The organism is Paenibacillus sp. NEAU-GSW1, from assembly GCF_009737085.1.
Lineage (GTDB): Bacteria > Bacillota > Bacilli > Paenibacillales > Paenibacillaceae > Pristimantibacillus.
The window spans coordinates 1-16,457 of sequence record NZ_WOVL01000041.1; the positions used below are offsets into that span (position 1 = coordinate 1).

Consider the following 16,457-nt stretch of genomic DNA (forward strand, 5'->3'; position numbering starts at 1 on the left):
AGCTGACCATTGCGCATGTGGTCTTCCTTCATGCGCATAAATGTGGCGTCGGTGTCGGTTTTGCTAAAGCTGTTGCGGCTTCCGAGCGTCGCTTGTTGATCTTCATATTTCTGCAACCGTGGGAGAACGTCTTTCCGCACTAGGCGAACAGCTTTCTTCAGTTGCTTGTCTTTCGGCTTTTCTTGAAGCTTGTTTCCAAGCTGCTGAACAGCCTGCTCCAGCTTCTCACTTGTGATAGCAGAAGCCTCTCCGAGCTCCGGGAGGTCCATGTTATTCAATTCTTGATCTATCCATGGTATATTCTTTATACATAAGAAGCCTCTCTTTACTTAGAATGGGTGGGTGGTACCTCCATTTTAACAAGGGTTGGCTTCTTTTTGTTTGAGCAATTTATGAACGGTTAAGGGTAGACGGAGCATTTAAATGATTCTGGAGAAGCGTCAGCGTTCGTTTTTGTGAAGGGATCCCAACCTTACCTCGTTGATTCAAAGGAATCCCTGAGCAATGGCGATCGGAAGAACATTTAAATGAGCAGTTTACTGTTTAACCCAGATAAAAAAAGGGGTATCCCATCGTCATTTTCATGACTTATGGGACAGCCCCTTTATTTGCTGACTCTCCCTTTCCAAGCCATGATCCCGCCTTGCAGATGAGACAGCTCCTTGTATCCGCGCTTTTGAAGAATGCGAGCCGCTTGTTTGCTTCTCATTCCGCTTCGGCAATATAGATAAACCGCCTTATCGGCAGCAATTTCGTTTATTCGTTGATTGATTTGTGACAAAGGGATGTTTTTCGCTCCTGCAATATATCCCTGCTTCCATTCGGCAGGCTCGCGAACATCAATCAATATTTTATTCGGATTGCTTTTCATTTCTTCCTGAAATTGATCAGCTGTCAAATTTCTTAGACCTTTCAATCCGGCAAATCGAGAATAAAAAAACCAAATGACAAGAATAATTAAAGCGATATTTATAAACCATTCCATGCCGTCACCTTCCTTTATCACTCGTTATACGACTTCCCCGGACCACTCCAGCATGCCGCCAGCCATATTCACCACGTTGTAGCCCAGCGAGGATAAATAGTCGCAAGCTTTACCGCTTCGATTTCCGCTGCGGCATACTACAATTGTTTCTTGCTTACGATCGAGTTCGTTCAGCGCTCTGTTGATCTGGCTCAGCGGAATATGTTTCGCGCCTCGTATATGACCTGCCTCCCATTCATCCGACTCACGAACGTCGAGAATGACCGTCTTTTCATTGCTTGCCATAAGCTCCAGCACCTCGTGCGGACGCAATTCTTTATAAATACCCATTGTTGTTCCTCCTTGATATTGATTGATTTTTAAGCAAAAATCCATATACCCTATTGGGTATTATAGAAAACAAAAAAATATTAAACTTAAAAACATACCGACGCATACCCCATTGGGTATATGGATACTATATTAAAGTTTTTACATTTCGTCAATCCCAGGAACCATCCAATTAACGGGAGAACATTCGCTTAGACTACAGCTCCCTCTGCCTGCTCGGCTTAAGCGCATTTTTAAATCCGCCCCCAGCTAATTGAATAGAAAAAGACTGGAGAAACGATCGAGTGAAATACCGATCATTTTCCAGCCTTTGGTTTGATATTTATATATATTACTTAATATTCCCTCTGCCTAAGCGCCTCGTACAATAGCACTGTCGTTGCCATTGCTACGTTGAGCGATTCGGCTTGTCCGCGCATCGGGATAATGACCGCCTCATCGGCCATCTCACGGACAGCTTCTGATAACCCGTTGGACTCATTGCCCATCAGCAGCCAGGAAGCTCCCGTCCAATTGTACGAATAGCAAGTATGCGTCGCCTGCAGGCTCGTTGCGACCAGCTTAACGCCCCGCTCCTTGGCTTCGGGCAAAAGCTCAGCCAAATCTGCCTCGATGATCGGCAAATGGAAGAGTGAGCCCATCGTTGAACGAACTGTTTTCGGATTGTACAAATCGACGCAGCCTCTGCCGAGCACTACTGCACCAGCAAACGCCGCATCGGCGCTTCGAATGATGGTTCCGACATTGCCCGGATCGCGTACCCCATCCAATACAACAACAAGGTTGTTCTCACGAAATAACTCCGCCTGATCAAATTTCAGTTTTGCGAGAACCGCAAACACCGGAGGCGGCGTATCCGTCCCCGTGCACTTCGCCATCACCTGTGGAGATGCTTCGACCCAATCAATAGATCCGCCTTTGAAATCACTGTTCGTTGCTGTAACCTGCTTTAGCTCTTGAGGGATACCCCTCTCCCCATCATAAATTATGGTCTCGATGACTGCCGAAGACTGCAAAGCCTCTTGCACAAGATGAACGCCTTCAATAATAAACTTGCCGGTGCGGTCGCGGTATTTTTTATCGAGCAAGGAGGTCCACAGCTTCACTCGCTCGTTCTGCAATGAGCTTATTTTTTCATGGTTATACGTGTTCAATGATAATCAGCCTTCCGAATAAGCAATTTCCAAACTGGATAGGTCTTTATTCTTGCCGACGATGACGAGTACGTCTCCGTCTTTAATCATATCGTCCGCATACGGAGCGATGTTCATCGCTGTACCATTTTTGATCGCCATCACGTTGCATTTGAATTTTTGGCGGATGTCGAGCTGCACCAGGTTTTTGCCGATCATTGCCTTCGGTGCTTTTACTTCAACGATGCTGTAATCCTCGGATATTTCAATATAGTCCAAAATATTGGGCGAAACCAAATGATGCGCGACCCGCTGTCCCATATCCCTTTCCGGATAAATGATTTTATCGGCTCCGATTTTGGAAAGCACTTTACCGTGAAGCTCATTTTGCGCTTTGACGATAATGGTGCCGACACCTAAATCCTTTAAGATCAGCGTTGTCAAAATGCTCGACTGGATGTCTTGACCGATCGCAACGACGACCACATCGAAATTTCGAATACCAAGGGAACGCATGGCCTCATCATCCGTCGAATCTGCGGAAACCGCATGCGTAACTTTATTGATTGCTTCCTGAATACGTTGCTCGCTTGAGTCGATGGCGAGCACCTCAAAGCCCATTCCCGTCAAAGTTGCAGCTACACTCGATCCGAATCGGCCCATACCGATTACTGCGTATTGTTTTTTGGCCACTCGTTTTCTGCTCCCTTCCAACGTGCCTGAACACTTATTAATCATCATTATAGCATAACCAACATGCCCGGATGAAAAACAGCTATTAGGGGCATAGTAAACAACGAACGCGCTCGGAGCATTCGTCCTAGCGCGATTTATGAACCGATTTGGAGGGAATGTATGCAACCGCCAATCTTGGATTTACGGCAAGCGATTGTACAACGAGTTCAAAGCAATGACAAAACGCAGCTCCAGGAAGTTATACAGGATTCCGTCGGCAACGATGAACGAACGCTGCCAGGTCTCGGCGTTCTGTTCGAAATGATTTGGAAGCAAATCGATGCCGCAGAACAATCTAAACTAGTCGAAGCCTTATACACTCATTTGCAGCATTTGCAGCCGGCTGCTAAAGCATAACCTCAATAGCTAATAAAGCAGCACATTCTCCGCTGTGTACACAAGCTAGAAATCAACTAGCGTATGTGTAAACTCAAGGATGTCCATTATAGTGATCTACCAGGGATCAAATCAGCCGCTTTGCCTGGCTAGATGGAACCGACTTCATCTGCGATGCCGCAGGCTTTCGCTGGATGAAGCGAAGCCATACGTACCTATTGGGGCAAAGCGGCTATTCCTGCCTTCAATCGCGCATGTTATCATCGCCTCATCAGCTTCTCCCAGTAAAAACAACGATTGACGGACCGAAATAGCGCTGTCACACGGCTTTATTTTCCCGCAAGCACACAAAATTGAGAAGATAACACTGCTGCACAGCGTTATTTTTTAGAAGAAGAGGGTTTTGGCCCTGATATTTTTAAATAGCGCTATCACACAGTGTTATTTTCCCGCATGCACGCAAAATAAAAGAAATAACGCTGTCACACAGTGTTATTTCTTCGCAAGAAGCCGTGAACAGCAGCAGAGCAAAGAAGCAAAGCCAAAAATAGCGCTGCAAGGATAGTCCCTGCAACGCTATTTTTCATATAACTTGCGAGTAAAACGCTGGTTCTTATCCGATACGGAATGGCTCCAAGCCAGCTTTAAGCGGCAATAACGCCGGTTTCTCGCAGGTGCTCTTCATCGCATAATGGACGCCTTGCTCGGAAGCGTCATGGAAGCCGTGCATCGCTTCCAACACATGATAGGCTAGCTCTCCGCTTGCTCGTTGCTTGCGGCCGGTTAATATCGCTTGAGCCATATCCGCTGCGCCAATGCCGCGACAATTTTCCGTAAAGCCGTATGCAAGCGGAATGTCGACCCATTCTCTTGAACCCGCGCGGCAAAGCCGAACCGGTCCGTCGAATGTGTTCGGGTCCGGAACCTGCAGCGTACCGGCGCTGCCGTATACTTCAATACGCGGCAGAACTGAACCGCCTTTCACATCAAAGCTAGTTAGCAGCGTACCGATCGGGCCAGCGGCAAAATCAAGAATGCCCGCCACATGCGTCGGCACTTCAACTTCTACTTGCTGTCCGTATTTAGGCTGGCTCGTAATCGTCCGCTGAGCAAACGATTTCCGCGCCGAGCCTGTGACGCGGGATATTGGACCGAGCATAGCGACAAGCGCCGTTATATAGTACGGCCCCATATCGAACATCGGACCGCCGCCCTTTTGATAATAAAATTCTGGAGACGGATGCCAGGTTTCATGACCGCCGGACATCATAAATGCGGTCGCGCCAATCGGCGTGCCAATCCAGCCGTCTTCAATAAGCTTAATGCTTGTTTGAATGCCGCCGCCAAGAAATGTATCCGGCGCGCTGCCGACAAGCAAGCCTTTTTTCTCCGCCAAAGCGAGAACTTCTTGCGCTTCCTCGCGAGTGACTGCGAACGGTTTCTCAACATAGACGTGTTTGCCGGCTTCCAACGCCTGCAAGCAGACGGATGCATGCGCTTGCGGGATCGTCAGGTTTATAATGAGTTTAATATCCGGATCGGCTAGCATCGCTTCGACCGAACAGCCGCGAATGCCGAACTCCTCGGCTTTCGCTTCCGCCCGCGCTACATCAAGATCAGCGCAAGCGACGATTTCCATAGACTCGAATTGGGAGCCATTATTTAAGTAAGCCGAACTGATATTGCCGGTACCGATAATGCCGACTTTCAATTTGCTCATATCAAGCTTCTCCTCCGTTAGTTCCCGCTGCTGATTTTTTGCCTTCCGCACACCAGAGGAAGCCTCTGCGAATCAATTCCTTAACAACCGGCATGTCAACAATATTGGCTTGATGGCCAAGCGAATTGTAATACACGCGGCCTACGCCCCAGCGCTTCGTCCATACAACCGGCATATCTACGGCTCTGTTCAACGAATGAGGGCCTTCCGCCACTGGAAAACGAGTCGTCGCCAGCACTTCAACCGCCGGGTCGACATGCAAATAATATTGCTCGCTGCATACCTCGAAATCCGCAATGCCTTCCGTCAACGTGCTGGAGCTATGCTTCATATTTACCGTATAATTCGTGCCGTCATTGCCCGGATGCGCGACCCATTGACCGCCGGTCATAAATTGCCATTCCACATTCTCGCGGAACGAATCGCACATGCCTCCGTGGCAGCCAGCCAGACCGACTCCGCTCTGCACCGCCGCGGATACGTTCTCAACCAGCTTGTCGTCGATTTTGCCCATCGTCCATACCGGTACGATCAGATCAAGCGCTTTTAGCTTCTCCGCATCGGCAAACGCCTCCAGCGTATCCGACACTTCAACTTCAAACCCTTCCTTTACGAGCACTTCTTCAAAAAGACCGGCAACTTCCTTGGGCTGATGTCCGTCCCAGCCGCCCCATACGATCAACGCTTTCTTCATTGTAGGCTAATTCTCCCTTGTGCGGATTTAATAATAAATCGTTGCATAACACACAGCCTCAGCTCGGTCAGCAGCTCTATTGCAGCTCTTTTAGCGATACCCAGCGGCGCTCATTAACCGACTTCTCTACCGCTTCCAGCACCTCTTGGCACTTCACGCCGTCGTGGAAGTTCGGCACTGGCTGCCGGTCCTCGGCGATTGCCTGCATCAGCTCCAGCACCTCGTGCGTAAACGTGTGCTCGTAGCCAATCGTGTGGCCAGCCGGCCACCAAGCGTCCATATACGCATGGGCTGCGTCGGTAGCGAGTACGCGACGGAAGCCCTGCACATCTTCGGCATCGTCGGTAAAATAAACCTGAAGCTCGTTCATTCGCTCAAAATCGAATTTCACGCTGCCTTTGCTGCCGTTTATTTCGAAAGCATTCGTGCAGCGATGTCCCGCAGCAAACCGCGTCGCTTCAAAGCTGCCGAGCGCCCCGTTCTCGAAACGGGTCATAAACAGCGTAGCGTCGTCTACGGTCACTTCGCCGCGCGGCGCATCCTTTGAACCTTTCGCGCTAAGGCCCGTCATCGCACTTGGGATCGGACGCTCCTTGATGAAGGTCTCGCCCATGCCGACAACTTCGCCAAATTCGCCAACGAGGAAACGCGCCATATCAATCAGATGCGCGCCAAGGTCGCCGTGCGAACCCGAACCGGCAATTTCCTTTTGCAGCCGCCACACGAGCGGGAAGTCCGGATCAATAATCCAGTCCTGCAGAAAAACAGCGCGGAAATGATAGATTTTGCCGAGACGGCCTTCGTCAATGAGCTTCTTCGCCAATTGAACCGCAGGCGCGAAACGATAGTTGAAGCCGACCATATGCTTCACGCCGGCGCTTTCCGCTGCTTCCAGCATCTCTTTAGAATCTTCAAGCGTCAGCGCCAGCGGCTTTTCGCAGAACAAATGCTTGCCGGCTTTAGCCGCTTCGATCGCAATTTCTTTATGCGCGTCGCTTGGAGCGTTAATATCGATCAAGTCGATATCCTCTCGCTTAATAAGCTCTCGCCAATCCGTTTCGCTGCTTTCCCAGCCGAATTGCGCCCGCGCTTGCTCCAAGCCCTCCGGATTGCGTCCGCAGATCGCTGTCATTTCCGGCTTCGCCGCCGCTTTCGGGAAAAACATCGGCAGCGCCCGATACGCGTTGCTATGCGCTTTTCCCATAAACTTGTAGCCAACCATTCCGACCCGTACTTTTTTCATCCTCGTTTGCCACCCTTCTTATCATTCGTATATAGTTGTCTTGCCCTATCCATCTGTTACGAGGTTTCCCGGTGTACAAATTGTACCGGCAGCAAATACTCATGCTCCAGCATTGCTTCTTTTTCCGTTTGCGGCGCAAGCAGGCGCATCGCCGCCGCCCTGCCCATTTCGTAGAAAGGAACCGACACCGTTGAAAGCTTCGGACTAACGATTCGCGAGCTGTCAGAATCGTCATATCCGACAATTGCCAGCTGTTTTCCCGCTTCAAAGCCGTAATCGCGCAAACCGTCCATCAAGCCGATCGCCATCCGATCATTAGCGGCGAATACGGCATCGATCTTGCCAGCCTGATACAGTTCCGCCACTCGGCCCGCTGCTTCATGACCGCTTTTGCGGCTGTAATTGCCCAAGAAGAGCAGCTCCTCCTCGAGCGGCTGTCCGGATTGCTCAAGCGCCTTGACGTAGCCTTCCAACCGGTCTTTACTATTTGAATACACTTCAGGACCGTTCAGAAAGGCGATGTGCTTGCGCCCTTCTTCAATCAAATGCATCACGGCTTCAAAGCTGCCGCGCCGATGATCGGCGTCGACCGACAGAAACCCTTCCTCTGGAAACCGCTGATTAACGAGACAAAACGGATAGCCTCCGTCTCTTAGCGCAGCCAGCGCTTCCTTTTCCTCCGGAACATCCTGTGCGCCTAGCACGACGCAAGCGTCCACCTTTTGCGTGCGGAACAGCTTGGCGTAGTCGCGAGGGCCATCCATCTCTCTGAAAATAAGAAGCAGATCATAATCGCATTGCTTTGCCGCATCTCCGATTCCGCTCAATATTTCCGCAAAATAGTAGGTCGAGAATAGATGCACCTTCGGCACCATCGGAACGATGACTCCGATATTTCCGCTTTTCCGCCGCGCAAGACGTTGAGCCAGCGCATTAGGAACATAGCCGAGCTCCTTCGCTGCCTTCAGCACCCGATCTCGCGTTTCTGGCTTAATCGGTCCTACATTGTTCAGCACCCGCGATACGGTCGCCTCCGAAACGCCTGCAAGCCTTGCGACTTCCTTTCGAATAACGCATCAACCTCGAATTCCATAATTCAACTTATGACTGTAATGTACACGCGTACATTATTGCATGAAAGCGCTTTTTAGTCAATAAACTTATAAAATATAAAAAGAATCTTCTTCCGCAATTAGAGCGGTGAAGATTCTTCTCGAATTAAAAACTATTAGGCGTAGGAGGTTGAATCTGATGGTGGCTAGGTTTTGACTTTGACGTTGCTGCGCTAACCATCAGCAAGATACCCGAAATAATATGCATGATCATACCTACAATTGGAATCCATGCAACTAAGCTAGTGATGAGACCGAGTATACTTCCGTATTTCGACTGATTTTCATTGCTGCTGATCACAAGAGTTACAATGTGAAGGATAAGCATAACGCCCAATGGAATGTACCACAATCCCATGACAATCAGCCCACCTAGTATGGGAATCCCAAGAAAAAGCTCGAGAGCTCCTGTCACCCATTTCAATGTTCTAGATGAATTACTCATCTTATTCACCTCCATCTTAATCCCTATTTATTTCGGTGATTTTCTCCAAAATACGATAATATATTTATATTATAGTACCTTGGACACAATTTAGACAATACTTTATTATACATTTAAGTCAAATAAATAGAGACCTGAGTAATCTATACTCAGATCTCTTTATATTTTTTACGGTGCCGTCTCCAAAAATTTCATCGTCGGATTTTTATCCATCGCCGTTCTCATCGCGTATTCGTTCTCGAACAAGACGACATAATTGCCTTTTTTATCTTTGACTAGGGATGAGTTAATCCGAAATTTCGTCGGATCAATTTTATTCGTATCGTCAACGATCCAGCGTGCGAACTGGAACGGCATCCGGTGCAATTGAATTTCTACGCCGTACTCGCCGCGCATCCGATAATCGAACACCTCGAACTGCAGATGTCCGACAACGCCCAGAATCGTTTCCTCGAAGCCGCCGGCGGAATGGAACACTTGAATGGTGCCCTCCTCCGTCAGCTGGTCGATCCCTTTCTGATACTGCTTATGCTTAAGCGCATTTTTAACAGTAACCTTAGCGAAAATTTCCGGCGAAAACGTCGGAAGCTCGTCGAAGACGATCTCCGATCCTTGCGACAGCGAATCGCCGATACGGAAAATGCCCGGGTCAAACAGGCCGATAATATCGCCAGGATAAGCCGTCTCAACGATATCGCGGTCTTGCGCCAAAAATTGCTGAGGCTGCGAAAGCTTGATATCTTTGCCTGCCCGCACATGGCGGACGCTCATGCCGCGCTCGAAGCGTCCCGAACAAATGCGAAGAAATGCGATGCGGTCGCGATGCGCCGGATTCATGTTCGCTTGAATTTTAAATACATAGCCCGAGAACTTCTCATTCGTCGGCTCGATCGGTCCGTCCGTGCTCATACGCAAAGCCGGCTTCGGCGCCAGTTGCAGGAAGTTTTCAAGAAACGTTTGCACGCCGAAGTTGTTAACTGCGCTTCCGAAGAAGACCGGCGTCAGTTCGCCTGCGCGAACTTTATCGAAGTCGAACGGATCGCCCGCTACGTCAAGCAGCTCCAGATCCTGAACGAGCTGGTCATGCAAATAGTCGCCAGCCATCTCGCGAATGATCGGGTCGTTGTAATCTTCGACCTTGCGTACTTCAATAGTGCTATGGTCATTGCCCTGGAACAGCTCAACCTGGTTTTTCATCCGGTCGTAAACGCCGCAAAGCTCGCGTCCCATGCCGATCGGCCAGTTCATTGGAACCGAACGGATGCCGAGCACGCGCTCCAGCTCTTCCATTAGCTCGAACGGGCTTTGTCCTTCGCGGTCCAGCTTATTAATAAACGTAAAGATCGGAATACCGCGTTTGCGGCATACTTGGAACAGCTTGATCGTCTGCGCCTCGACGCCTTTTGCAACGTCTATCAACATGACGGCGCTGTCTGCTGCAGTCAGTGTCCGGTAGGTGTCTTCACTGAAGTCTTGGTGACCCGGCGTATCCAAAATGTTGACGCGATGTCCCAAGTAATCAAATTGCATCACACTGGACGTAACCGAGATACCGCGCTGCTTCTCGATTTCCATCCAGTCGGATGTTGCGTGCCGGCTTGCTTTCCTCGCTTTAACCGAACCTGCCAGACGGATCGCGCCGCCAAATAACAGCAGCTTTTCCGTCAGCGTCGTTTTACCTGCGTCCGGGTGAGAAATGATCGCGAACGTACGGCGCTTATCGACTTCTTGTGTAATTTCCTTGCTTAACGATTGGCTCATGCTTGCCTTCCCTTCTCATTATGAAACGTCTCACCGCCAGTAATGAACGATGAGACGTCTCGAATACCTTATTTGCCGTTATTGGAAATCCATATCACGTTATCTTCGTCTTGACCGTTAACCGGCCACCAGTGGAAGCCATCGCGCGCAAGCAGCTCATCGGCTGCTTCCGGTCCCCAAGATCCTGCAGGATATTGCTTCAAATCGCCTTCATCGGCACGCCATGCCGCAGCAATGCGGTCAACGAACTCCCAAGCTTGCGCAACTTCATCCCAACGGGTAAAGTACGTCGAATCGCCGCGAACCGCATCATGAATGAGGCGCTCGTAAGCTTCAGGCGTGTTCAAGCCGATCTGGCAGCTTTGGCAAAATTCCATCGCAACCGGTTGAACCGAATTGTCTGCTCCAGGCGTTTTCGCATTTACTTTAATATAGATGCCTTCGGTCGGATTGACACGAATGACAAGCAAATTCGGCGCAAGATCATGACGCTGTGCGAACAGGACATTTTGCGGCATCGATTTAAATTCGATTACGACCTCCGTCGTTTTCACCGGAAGGCGCTTGCCTGTGCGAATGTAGAACGGAACCCCCGCCCAACGGAAGTTGTCTACCGCAATTTTCGCTGCAAAATACGTTTCCGTATTCGAGCTCTCATTGACGGAATCCTCTTGGCGATAGCCTGTCAGCGCTTTGCCGTTCCATTCTCCGGCGCTGTATTGGCCGCGAACGACATTGCTGCGAACCTCGTCATGCGAATTGAAAGCACGCAAGGAACGAAGCACTTTCACCTTCTCGTCGCGAGTGTCTTCGCCGTGCAAACGGCTAGGCGGCTCCATCGCAATCATCGTCAGCATTTGCAGCATATGATTTTGGCCCATATCGCGCAATGCGCCGGATTTATCGTAATAGCCTCCGCGCTCTTCTACGCCGACCGTTTCGGACAATGTGATTTGTACGTTAGCAATATGGTTGTTGTTCCACAGCGGCTCAAAAAAGGCGTTCGCAAAACGAATCACTTGAATGTTTTGTACCATTTCTTTGCCAAGATAGTGGTCAATCCGATAGACTTCTTCTTCTTTGAACACTTGTCTAATTTGGTCGTTCAGCTTGCGCGCTGTTTCCAGATCGTAGCCAAACGGCTTCTCGATCACGACGCGATGCCAGCCTTTGGACTCCAGCATGCCTCCGTCACGAAGATTGAAGGAAACGGGCCCGAAAAGCTCAGGCGCCAGCGCCAAATAAAACAATCGGTTGCCCGGAATATTGAATTTCGCGTCGAGCTCGGTCGACAATTTGTCCAGCTCGCGGAATGATTCTACATTGTTAATGTCGAGAGGCATATATTCGAAATGCTCGGCGAATTTGTTCCACAGTTCGGCGTCATCCGCTTTATATCGGCAAAATTGAACGATCGATTCATAAACATCGGAACGGAATTGCTCATTCGTGCGGGTTCTGCGGGCTAACCCCACAACCGCAAAGTTTTCGGACAGTTTGCCTTCTTTATATAAGCTGAACAAGGCCGGAAACAATTTGCGTTTTGCCAAATCGCCCGTAGCCCCGAACAAGTAGTATACGGCGCCTTGTCCTACGGTTGCATCCAAATTTGAAGTATGGTTCATATTCCTCATTCTTCCCTATGTTTTTATAGTTTTACATGCTATGTAGTTTAACATATTAATCCTTAATCCGCTATTCATCTCGTTCATAAAAAAAACTAATTAAGGCTTTAATTTCTTCTAATCATTGCCGGAAACGGAGTAATCGCCAGTGATAAGCGGAACGCCGATAATGAGGTTCTGCTCCCCTGTATCAGTGTCCTGATGAAGGGCTCCCTGCAGATTGACTCTTTTTCTCGAGCCTTCCGCAATCGGTGTCGATATATACAGTCCCTCGGTATAAAATGAAGCGCTGACCGTGCCGCCGTCATCGTACCGGTCCAGCTGTTTCGCATTCGCATCACTCGCAAGACGCTCCACTGCATCTTTACGATCTGCTGTTCCCCGTACGCTCATTCCTTCCGTATAGTCTGCTCCAATTTGAAGTAACACGCCTTCAACCTTTGCAATCGCCTCGTTAAGCCCGGCCTGCATCCCGGCATCGCTGCTGTTTATGTTGGATTGATACAGCAAAATCGCTTTGCGCTTTTGTCCGGACGGTATGCTATGAATCGTCAACAAGCCGCCATAGGACGGCATTTCGATTGACGCCGTGTCAGCGCCATCCACATATAACATGCCCTCTTTTAAATTTTCATCCGCATCCGTTAGCATCTGAACAAGCCGCTCGACTGTTGCCTCTTCTCCCTCTGCATCCCAGCGGAACGACCATTCCGCCGAATCAGCGCCATCCTTGAACAGCTTGTCCGACCACTTCCACAGCAACTTTAGATCATGCTGCAAAACGCTATTTTCCTGCCTGTCCTTTTTCACTTCGCGTTGCTGCGCTGCTGACCACAAGCCACCGCCTATCAACACCACAATAGCTGCTAAAATCGCCGCTCTCGTCCGCAGCTGCTGTTTTCGTTTTGCCCTTATGGACGTGTACATAGACGACATCTATATCGCCTCCTCATCGCATCTTAATAAATGCATTATAGGTAAATGACCATACGCAATCGCCTGTGGGTGAATATACTGGATGCAAATCGATTATTTAATTTACTAAGGGGGCAGCGAGAATGGAACAAATCTATCCATTAAAGGAAGATGTCATACAGCATTTTTGCGGAATGCCGGTTTGTGCAGTGTTGAATGACGGCACACGCCATGTTGGAGTACTTAGTTATTGCCGCGACGGGAAGCTGATGCTGAATGATCGTTCGGCAAGCGGCGGGAATGAAGCGGAGCTCAAAAAAGTCAAAAGCAAAAAGCAGCGGGCGGGCAAAAAAGTCAAAAAAGCGCAAGCCGAAGAGCAAGAAGCGGTTCCAACGCAATCATCATACCCATTCAATCCCTATGATTACGCCTTCTCTCATTCGCCATTCGGCGGCGGGCCTATTGCCTTAGATATGGCTCGTGTCTCCTTTTTATTCCTTCTTCTCTAAGGGATAGACGAGAGTCGACAACGGCATTCGTCAGACATTGCGCGCAGACTGGCGTAGGATGAAGTCGAGTGACTTTGATTTAGGAGGCCGCACGATGTTCATCCGATCCGTTACACCGGCAGCAAGGGTTGCAGACCGCGTCGAACCGATTCAAGCTGCAACCCGTTATTCCTATTATCCATACCGCGATGAGAAGCCGATATTGCCCCAAGAGCAGCCGCAGCTTAAAAAGCAGTCGAAGAGGCAGTGGAACGTACATCAGCAAAAGCCGCACGGCCCGGCATCCCCTTATTCCGATTCGGAAGATCGAGGGCTTCACATCGACTTCTATGTTTAACTCATTTTACCAAATGAAAATAACACCGATCAACCTTATTTCCGGTTGTATCGGTGTTATCTGGCTGGCTCTACTCCGCGATCCCTTGCTTGTGCGCATAAATAGCCGCCTGCGTCCGATCATCGACTCCAAGTTTATTAAAGATGTTCGTAATATGAAACTTGACCGTTTTTATCCCGATGTACAGCTCGTCGGCTATTTCTTGATTGGACATGCCTTGGGCAACGCGTTTCAGCACATCCATCTCGCGATCGGTCAGCTCTTCATGCAGAGGCGCTTGCATCGCCTGCTTCGGCTGACGCAGCCGGTTCATCATTTTGGCAGCCACCTGCGATTCTAGCACCGACTGGCCCCGCGAGGCCGCGCGAATCGCGTCGGCTATTTCCGTTGCGCGAGATGTTTTGAGCAAATAGCTGAAAGCGCCCGCTTCAATTACCGGATACAGCTTGCTGTCGTCCAAATAGCTTGTCAATACAATAACTTTACAGTCGGGATAAAGTTCAAGCAGCTTTTGAGTCGTCTCCACGCCATCCATGCCGTCCATGACAAGATCCATTAGGACGACATCCGGCTTATAGGCTTGCGCCAATCGGATTCCGTCAAAACCGTTGCTGGCTTCGCCGACGACCTCGATTCCTTCCTCCGTATCCAATACCGCTGCAAGACCGATCCGCACCATTTCGTGATCGTCCACCAGCAGCACCTTGATACGCTGATTCAATTGTTCCATCGGCTCCATTCCCCTCACCGCTTCCTCTTTTATAATCCTATGTCATATGAATGCATCTATTCAAAAGGAATCCGAATATCAATTGTTGCGCCCGCTCCCGGTTTGGAGATCATATGTAATGACCCGCCCAGCTCATTGACTCGCTCCTCCATTGTCAGCAACCCATAAGAAGTTTGCTTCTTCGCTTCCGCGTCGAAGCCTACGCCGTCATCCGCAATTAGCATTCGAACCTCATGCTCTTCACGGTAAAGCCTAATTTCCATATGCTCCGCTTTGGAGTGCCGAAGCGTGTTGGACAATGCCTCTTGCGCAATGCGGAACAGATGATCCTCCGCATCCGGCTTCAGAATAATCGTTTCATCAACGGCCAGTTGGATCTCCATAGGCACTTTCTGCTTTAATTCCTCAACGAGCACCGTGAGCGCCATCGCTAAGTTTTTACCATCCAAATGGACCGGCCGCAAATGCAGCAGCAGCGCCCTCATCTCGGATTGCGCAACAGCCGCCATTTCTTCAATCAGCTGCACCTGTCTGCGGGCTCGCTCCCAATCCCGTTCAATCGTGCGGCTGACTGCAGTAGCCGTCATCGAAATCGCAAATAACTGTTGGCTCACCGCGTCGTGCAGTTCGCGGGCAAGCCGCTGGCGTTCCTCGATGACCGCGGAGAACTTAACCTTCTCCGTCCAAATAGCATCCTCCGAATCTTCTCCTTGCTCTCGTTCGTTCGTTTCTTCATCCGAGTCTATCGTAACACGAATATTTTTTTTGCGCTGCTGTTCTGTTAAACGTTGCAAAGCTGCTTTCAGCTTTGAATTTTGCAAGTAGCCGGCCAAAGCGGCAGCGGCCATTGATGCGCCGATAATCGATAAACCGATTACCGCCCACTTCCCTTGAAGCGTAAATAGCTTCACATAACCGAAACCTTGCAGCACGATCACAACCAAGCTCACAATAATGAGCAGCCATAAGCCCGTCTCGGTTATATTTCTTCGTCTTGCGGCTTCATTCGTTTGCTGTTCGGACGGCTTCTGATCCGCCATCAAGCTCCACTCCCCCGGATAAGCAGGCAAGAGCAGACCGGTCAATACCGGTCCGCTCTGCCTCATGCTCGCTTTAGTATTCCACTATTCGATGAAATCAGTATCTGCTTCTGCAGGAGCAGCTGATTTGTTCAGCTTGTTTTTAAGCGCTTCAAGCTGTTCGTCAACTTTCATACGTTTCTCCAGATCAACGGCGCTAACCGAGCTTGTTGTCGAACCGGCTTTGCCGTATGCATAAGGCGTACGAAGCACATCCGCTTCCGCTTCAAGCTGCAAAATTTTCTCTTCCATGCGTTGGAAGCCTCTTGATGCCGTACCGCTGTCGATCGTGTGATTCGAGGAAAGCTGAGCCATTTGCTTCTGCGCTTTCGCTACTTGAGCGCGGGACGCAAGCTCATTACGCTTGTTGCGAAGCTGGTAGAACTCTTCTTTCATTTCATGCAGCTGCTGCATCAAGCCTTCTGCTTGCGCTTTTGTCTGTGCATGCAATTCCGTATATTCGGCTGTTTTTTGCTCGAAGTACAGCTTCTCTTCAAGCAGCTTGCGGGCAAGCTCCTCATGACCCGAGCGAAGAGCCGCTTCTGCTTTCGACTCGCGGTCGGCAGCGCCGCGAACCGCTTCTTCCAGACGCTGCTTCATGCGGCGCTCGTTAGCCATTTGCTTCGCAACCGTCACTTCAGCCTGATGAATCTCGCCTTCCATGTCACGCAAGTACTGGTTCAGCATAATAACCGGATCTTCAATTTTATCCAATACCTCATTCACCGAGGCCTTCGTCATATCCTTCATCCGTTTAAAAATTCCCAT

At 49.7% G+C, this 16,457-nt stretch carries 18 protein-coding genes and 1 pseudogene; 3 read left to right on the plus strand and 16 right to left on the minus strand.

Features of this window, described 5'->3' with window-relative positions; genetic code table 11:
• The 5 genes and pseudogenes from GOM71_RS22430 to GOM71_RS22450 form a co-directional block, all read right to left on the minus strand.
• Window positions 1-278, minus strand: a pseudogene (locus tag GOM71_RS22430) (IS1182 family transposase); the annotation flags it as partial.
• Window positions 279-604: 326 nt separating this feature from the next.
• On the minus strand, window positions 605-1,006 hold the full coding sequence (locus GOM71_RS22435) for a rhodanese-like domain-containing protein (protein ID WP_367649754.1): 402 nt from the start codon (window positions 1,004-1,006) through the stop codon (window positions 605-607).
• Window positions 1,007-1,009: 3 nt separating this feature from the next.
• The gene (locus GOM71_RS22440; protein WP_156285217.1) at window positions 1,010-1,315 is read right to left on the minus strand and encodes a rhodanese-like domain-containing protein; all 306 of its coding nucleotides are present in this window, start codon (window positions 1,313-1,315) and stop codon (window positions 1,010-1,012) included.
• A 335-nt stretch (window positions 1,316-1,650) separates the two neighbouring features.
• Window positions 1,651-2,469 (minus strand): TrmH family RNA methyltransferase, encoded by an 819-nt coding sequence (locus tag GOM71_RS22445; RefSeq protein ID WP_156285219.1) that lies wholly within the window; start codon window positions 2,467-2,469, stop codon window positions 1,651-1,653.
• Window positions 2,470-2,475: 6 nt separating this feature from the next.
• Window positions 2,476-3,186: a potassium channel family protein gene (locus GOM71_RS22450; protein WP_156285264.1), complete on the minus strand. Its 711-nt coding sequence runs from the start codon at window positions 3,184-3,186 to the stop codon at window positions 2,476-2,478.
• 117 nt (window positions 3,187-3,303) lie between these two features.
• Here GOM71_RS22450 and sspI point away from each other — a divergent pair, with 117 nt between their 5' ends.
• Window positions 3,304-3,540, plus strand: coding sequence for a small acid-soluble spore protein SspI (gene sspI / locus GOM71_RS22455; RefSeq protein WP_156285221.1), 237 nt, complete (start codon window positions 3,304-3,306; stop codon window positions 3,538-3,540).
• A 592-nt stretch (window positions 3,541-4,132) separates the two neighbouring features.
• On the opposite strand, the gene GOM71_RS22460 is transcribed toward sspI, so the two are convergent.
• From GOM71_RS22460 to GOM71_RS22495, 8 genes are all read right to left on the minus strand, one after another.
• Window positions 4,133-5,239: a Gfo/Idh/MocA family protein gene (locus GOM71_RS22460; RefSeq protein ID WP_156285223.1), complete on the minus strand. Its 1,107-nt coding sequence runs from the start codon at window positions 5,237-5,239 to the stop codon at window positions 4,133-4,135.
• Between the two features lies 1 nt (window position 5,240).
• Entirely contained in the window at window positions 5,241-5,933 is a 693-nt protein-coding gene (locus GOM71_RS22465; RefSeq protein WP_156285225.1) for a ThuA domain-containing protein, read from the minus strand.
• 76 nt (window positions 5,934-6,009) lie between these two features.
• On the minus strand, window positions 6,010-7,176 hold the full coding sequence (locus GOM71_RS22470) for a Gfo/Idh/MocA family protein (protein WP_156285227.1): 1,167 nt from the start codon (window positions 7,174-7,176) through the stop codon (window positions 6,010-6,012).
• A 56-nt stretch (window positions 7,177-7,232) separates the two neighbouring features.
• A complete protein-coding gene (locus GOM71_RS22475; protein WP_367649755.1) occupies window positions 7,233-8,246 on the minus strand; it encodes a LacI family DNA-binding transcriptional regulator in 1,014 nt (337 codons plus the stop codon).
• A 148-nt stretch (window positions 8,247-8,394) separates the two neighbouring features.
• Window positions 8,395-8,733 (minus strand): hypothetical protein, encoded by a 339-nt coding sequence (locus GOM71_RS22480; RefSeq protein WP_156285229.1) that lies wholly within the window; start codon window positions 8,731-8,733, stop codon window positions 8,395-8,397.
• A gap of 168 nt (window positions 8,734-8,901) precedes the next feature.
• Window positions 8,902-10,494 carry a peptide chain release factor 3 gene (locus GOM71_RS22485; protein ID WP_156285233.1) on the minus strand — a complete coding sequence of 531 codons (1,593 nt, stop codon included), beginning with the start codon at window positions 10,492-10,494 and terminating at the stop codon, window positions 8,902-8,904.
• 68 nt (window positions 10,495-10,562) lie between these two features.
• Window positions 10,563-12,119, minus strand: a complete 1,557-nt coding sequence (gene zwf / locus GOM71_RS22490) for a glucose-6-phosphate dehydrogenase (RefSeq protein WP_156285235.1) — start codon at window positions 12,117-12,119, stop codon at window positions 10,563-10,565.
• Between the two features lie 117 nt (window positions 12,120-12,236).
• Window positions 12,237-13,055: a YwmB family TATA-box binding protein gene (locus GOM71_RS22495; RefSeq protein ID WP_156285237.1), complete on the minus strand. Its 819-nt coding sequence runs from the start codon at window positions 13,053-13,055 to the stop codon at window positions 12,237-12,239.
• A gap of 122 nt (window positions 13,056-13,177) precedes the next feature.
• On the opposite strand from GOM71_RS22495, the gene GOM71_RS22500 reads away from it, so the two are divergent.
• The gene (locus GOM71_RS22500; protein ID WP_156285239.1) at window positions 13,178-13,543 is read left to right on the plus strand and encodes a hypothetical protein; all 366 of its coding nucleotides are present in this window, start codon (window positions 13,178-13,180) and stop codon (window positions 13,541-13,543) included.
• Window positions 13,544-13,637: 94 nt separating this feature from the next.
• Window positions 13,638-13,880: a hypothetical protein gene (locus GOM71_RS22505; RefSeq protein ID WP_156285241.1), complete on the plus strand. Its 243-nt coding sequence runs from the start codon at window positions 13,638-13,640 to the stop codon at window positions 13,878-13,880.
• Between the two features lie 70 nt (window positions 13,881-13,950).
• On the opposite strand, the gene GOM71_RS22510 is transcribed toward GOM71_RS22505, so the two are convergent.
• From GOM71_RS22510 to GOM71_RS22520, 3 genes are read right to left on the minus strand one after another with little or no spacing between them, the layout of a single operon-like run.
• On the minus strand, window positions 13,951-14,610 hold the full coding sequence (locus tag GOM71_RS22510) for a response regulator (RefSeq protein ID WP_483311062.1): 660 nt from the start codon (window positions 14,608-14,610) through the stop codon (window positions 13,951-13,953).
• A 56-nt stretch (window positions 14,611-14,666) separates the two neighbouring features.
• Window positions 14,667-15,716, minus strand: a complete 1,050-nt coding sequence (locus GOM71_RS22515; RefSeq protein ID WP_483311063.1) for a sensor histidine kinase — start codon at window positions 15,714-15,716, stop codon at window positions 14,667-14,669.
• 18 nt (window positions 15,717-15,734) lie between these two features.
• Complete coding sequence (locus GOM71_RS22520; protein WP_156285245.1) at window positions 15,735-16,457, minus strand: PspA/IM30 family protein; 723 nt, start codon at window positions 16,455-16,457, stop codon at window positions 15,735-15,737.